This window comes from Variovorax atrisoli (assembly GCF_014195185.1).
Lineage (GTDB): Bacteria > Pseudomonadota > Gammaproteobacteria > Burkholderiales > Burkholderiaceae_C > Variovorax > Variovorax atrisoli.
Window position 1 is genome coordinate 1 of sequence record NZ_JACIBG010000024.1, and the last position, 4,834, is coordinate 4,834.

The 4,834-nt window shown below is 57.4% G+C and carries 3 protein-coding genes; 1 reads left to right on the forward strand and 2 read right to left on the reverse strand.

The window, feature by feature from the left end; translation table 11 throughout:
• Positions 1 to 791: thioesterase domain-containing protein (locus tag FHY06_RS34670; protein WP_184607689.1), on the forward strand; the 791-nt coding region annotated here is incomplete at its 5' end.
• 714 nt (positions 792 to 1,505) lie between these two features.
• On the opposite strand, the gene FHY06_RS34675 is transcribed toward FHY06_RS34670, so the two are convergent.
• A complete protein-coding gene (locus FHY06_RS34675; RefSeq protein ID WP_184607690.1) occupies positions 1,506 to 2,561 on the reverse strand; it encodes a LysR family transcriptional regulator in 1,056 nt (351 codons plus the stop codon).
• 322 nt (positions 2,562 to 2,883) lie between these two features.
• Positions 2,884 to 4,149, reverse strand: a complete 1,266-nt coding sequence (locus tag FHY06_RS34680; RefSeq protein ID WP_184607691.1) for a porin — start codon at positions 4,147 to 4,149, stop codon at positions 2,884 to 2,886.
• Between the last annotated feature and the right edge of the window lie 685 nt (positions 4,150 to 4,834).

The window sequence follows — 4,834 nt, forward strand, 5'->3', positions numbered from 1 at the left end:
AGCTCATCAGCCGCATCCGCTCCTCCCTGGGCGTGGAGCTGGCCATCCGCGCACTGTTCGAAGCACCATCCGTCGCCCAGCTGGCGCAGCGCCTGCACCCAAGTGCGAATTCCTTCGACTGCTTAATCCCAATTCGGACGAGCGGCACAGCTTCGCCTGTATTTTGCATCCACCCACTCGGCGGTCTAAGCTGGGGCTACGCGTCTCTCCTTCGACATATAGACAAGAAATTCCCAATTTATGGACTGCAGGCACGCGGCCATAACTCTCCAGAAGAAATGCCCTCAACGGTCGAAGAAATGGCAGAGGATTATTTAGACGAAATCAGAAAAATCCAGCCCGAAGGGCCATACAACATCGTTGGCTGGTCCTTCGGCGGACATGTTGCCTATATGGTTGCGCACCATCTTTCGAAACAAGGCGTCGAGGAAAACAACATCTTTCTACTCGACGCCTATCCAGCCGAAAAAAAAGTTTTCGCCGCCGAAAAAATTCAAATCGAACTAGAAAACTTGAAAGAAAAAATACCAAATGGAACAAAAAACCTGTGGGACGTAATGCGACACAACTCTGAACTGCATCTGAGGCACATTCCTCCAAAACTCAGCAGCAATATCACACTCTTTGTTGCGACCCGCACCCGTCAATCTTTTGCGGCAGAAAAATGGGCCCCTTTCATCAAGGGTGATCTTCTCATTCACGAAATTGACTGCGAGCATGATGAGATGCTTGCCCCTGGCCCAATTAAAAGCATTGGCGAGATAATTAATTCTTCGCTACCCATTAATTGAAGTCAATCCTAACGAATCATAAACACGCGAAGCTGTGGTGGCGGCAAGGCACTACCGGATTCCCAAAAGGCACTTCAGTGGCAGTCATGCTGCGCATTCAAGAACTCGCGAGCGCATAGGCATTGCAGCAACATCGACAATCATGCAACAACAAAAGAAGCGCGCCCAGGGCCAGCCTCAAGGCTAGATAATGTGCCTCGCACGAATAGCTTGACCAACAAAGCACGTCAAAGAAACAGTCGTGTAACCGACAATCGCAGTAGGAGTTCAAGATCGACAAATGCCCTACCTCGAGGCTTTTGCAAGGAACCAAGCCTGGAGTTGACCAAAGAAGATAAGCCAATAACTCGTGATCGGCACATTGCCCACCGAGCAGTTGCCGATGATGTTCGATCATCTCATTTCGGTGCCCGACTCAACCCACGGGCGTCCTATCTAAATTGAACTCGTGACGACTCGGCATCAAGGACGCTTTTGGCGAGGGGCGTCGTCCCCCAACCACCATGAGAATACAAGGGCTCCTTGCTCTATCCCTAGATCTGGGAGCACAAAAGGCCAGCGCCGCAGCACAATCTTCAAAGATGGGAAATTGCCCCGGTCAATGCGGCGAACGCGTTCTCGGGCAACGCCAGAGAGGGCGGTTCCGTGTCAATATTTTCATATTGTGAGAATATGCGGACATCCCATAAGTTCTGGGCGTGGCTTCAACAAAACTCAGGCAGAGCGCGGCTCGCCATTTGGCGAAGAGGCAAGTTCGGGCAGAGCCGACGCGTCACCCGGTGGGATCGCCACGGCGGCGTGCTGCGCTTCGAGGACCTCGCTCTTGTCTGCCAGAGACTCAGCGACGAAACTCAGGCTCGCTCTGAGTAGTTCGGTGAAAGCCCTGACCACAGGCGCCGCACTGCGCTTGCTGGGATAGAAGACATTCAGTTCCAGGGAGCGAATTTCCGAGTCCTCGAGCAGGCGCACCAATTCACCTTGGCGGACTTGGTCCCGGCACATGTGCTCAGGAAGACAGGTGATCCCCAACCCTTGGACCGACAGGTGGCGGGCACCAACCAAGTCATCAATGTTGACCCGAGGACGGACGTCCTTGAAGACATCGAGTTCGAACAGATTGCCCAGCCCGGGCGCGAAGTGGGTCTCCCGGTCATTCGTGGCAATGATGTCGTGCATGCCCAGATCGTCCGAGTTTTGGACGGGACCGCGCCGCGCCAAATAGGCTGGGGAGGCAACAAGCCAGCGCGATAGAGAGACAAACCTCGAGGATCCCGGGGGGTGCGTTGGACCGCTCGAAATGGCAATGTCCACGTTCTCCGATCGAAGCTCAGCTTTCTGCGTGGTGGAGCGCAGAACGACGTTGACACCTTCATACCGTTCGAGAAAGCGCGGCAGCACCGACTGCTGCACCCGTTCCTCCAGGCCTGCATCCGCAGCGAAGCAGACCGTCAGTTGCCCCTGCGGTGCGAGGCCCAGATCACCGACGTAGCCGATGGACTCACCGATGCGCTTCATGATCTCGACGCCTCGGTCCTTGAGCACATTTCCGGCACGAGTAAGCTTGACCTTGCGTGTGGTCCGATTGAGCAGCGCAGTGCCCATCAAGGTCTCCAGCCGCACGATGCTACGGCTGACGCTCGACTTGCTGATACCCAGTTCGTCCGCCGCCGCGGAGAAGCTGTAGAGGACCGCTACATAGGTAAAGATCCGGAGGTCATTCAGATCGAGCAGATCGACCTTGTTCTGCGTTGGCGCTTCACCGACTTGCATTCTGTGCCATGAACTGGGAGTGGATTTCTTGGATTGATCGTCCGCTGCTGACGATCAGAACGTCTGGATGCAAATACGGCCGGGCCCAGCAAGCCTAGCGTTCCGTGTCACCCGGATCTGAGTTTGCCTTACTTCAGCTTTGCTTTTGCCGCGTGCCAGCCGATTCGGCGTGCAGGCCTTTTTCCTCAACAAGAGTTCGAATCCAGCGCGGCCATGAAGGTACAGCCCTGCGTTCCAAGGCACTCAGAAGCAAAAAAGCCACCCGACTTTCGTCGGGTGGCTTTTGACTTTTTAACCGAAGCTGGCTTGCGCCAGCGTCAGATTAGAAAGCGTGACGGATACCGAAGTCGTAGCCGGTGGAGCTCTTCGGGGTGAAGGCGCCAGCTGCGTTGTTGTAGAAGGCCGGGCCGCCAACCGTCAGGCCAGCACCGTTCTTGTTGCTGACGCGAGCGATCGTGGCGTACAGAGCCGTGCGCTTCGACAGGTTGTGCACGTAGCCCAGAGCCAGCTTGTTCGCCTTCGGGTCGGCGTTGTTGGCCGGGTTGAAGAAGTCGAACGGCAGGTTGCGGTCGTACTTGACGCGCGAGTACGAAGCGCGGATCAGGCCAGCGCCGACCGGCACGGTCACGCCGAGCAGGTAGCCGGTCACGTCGATGTCAGGACGGCCACCGAGGAACGGAGTCACTTCGTAGTCGACCTTGTTCTTGACGCGCGACACTTCACCGAACAGCTTTGCGGGACCGAAGTCATACGAAGCGCCCAGGTTCAGGGTGTTGGTCTTGGTGGTCGTACCAGCGTAGTAGTCGTCACCCACGGTGCTGCTGCCATACGACACAGCAACGTCCAGAGGACCGTTCGCATAGCCGAAGCGGCCACCGACGTAACGACCTTGACGCTGGCTGTTAGCCACGTTCGGCGTGAAGATACCCGAGCTGTACTTGGTCTTCTCAGCGAAGCCGTACTGGAACTGGCCATAGAAGCCGCCCAGGTTCGGGGGCAGGAAGTAGCCGATCGTGTTGCTGGCGCGGACGTAGTTGCTCGAGCCAACGTTGGTCGCAGCACCGGTCGATGCAGCGGGCGTACCGAAGGCGCCGAGCTGAGCGCTCGATGCGAAGATCAGGTTGGTGCCAACGCCGTTGGTGCCGAACGGGTCGAACACGGTGTCGTTCCAGAACGTCGGGGTGTAGTCACGACCCAGACGGATTTCACCGAAACCACCCGACAGGCTGACGGTCGAACGACGTGCGAACGTCGCGATACCTTCTTGACCGTCGTCGTTGGTGATCGGGGCTTCGAGCCAGAAGCTGGCTGCTAGGCCACCGCCCAGGTCTTCCGTACCACGGAAGCCGATGCGGCTGGAGTTGTAGCCCGAGTTAGCCAGTGCCGTACGGCTGGTCTTGACCGAACCTTGGTTCAGGTACGTGGGGATACCGAAAGCGTTGGGGAACACGGTCGCGCGTTCGTCACGGGCAGTGTTCGAATAGCCGCTGATCGACGCGTCGACCACACCAAACAGCGTGACGGACGACTGAGCCGAGGCAACACCGGCAACAGCCAGGGCAGCCAGAGCAACTAGAGATTTTTTCATTGCAAGTTTCTCCAAGGTTAAACATAGGGCTCCGGTGCGAAGGGCTCACCGTGACTGGCACTTCTGTGCTCCCACCGGACCCCGGGCCAACCTCCTTTTGGGAAGTTGATGCTATTGCACCAGAGCCGCTGCGGTAGGGCAAAACAATTCGCCCGAAAACCGGGGCGAAGGTCCGTTCCGTTGTGCTGAAACTACAAAACCAATCCCTGCCGATCCACCCGTATGCGTCGTTCAAAGAGCATTTATTTCACATTGCAAAATGATGAGGTCGATGCAGAGGCATTCTCAAGACAGCGTAGCGCCGCTCCCCAGCGCACCCGTTTGGCGCAACGGCACTTTGATTCACGCTGGCCGCCCTGATCGGGATTTTCCTCCCACGACGGAAGGAGCCCCGGATCACATGTCCTACGTGGGGTAGGAACGAGGTCCTCGGCGGGCACTCAGGTGGACACTCGGGTTTCCGCTACATATAGTCACGCACCATCGAGTGCGAGGGAATTGGATTGCGACAGGCTGTGCACGGGCGCAGCGCCCTGCGTTGCCGACTCGCACAACCACATACATGACCGTCTGGGCCCTCGGGTTGAACTACACGACCGCGCCGCTCGATCTGCGCGGTCGTTTCGCGTTCGCGCTCGACCAGATCGCCCCCACGCTGCAGAGCCTGCGCAGTTCCTTCGCCTCC

What these genes read in the sequence shown, in the direction of transcription:
- FHY06_RS34675 (WP_184607690.1), bottom strand. Translation starts at nt 2,561, where the DNA reads ATGCAAGTCGGTGAAGCGCCAACGCAGAACAAGGTCGATCTGCTCGAT.
- FHY06_RS34680 (WP_184607691.1), bottom strand. Translation starts at nt 4,149, where the DNA reads ATGAAAAAATCTCTAGTTGCTCTGGCTGCCCTGGCTGTTGCCGGTGTT.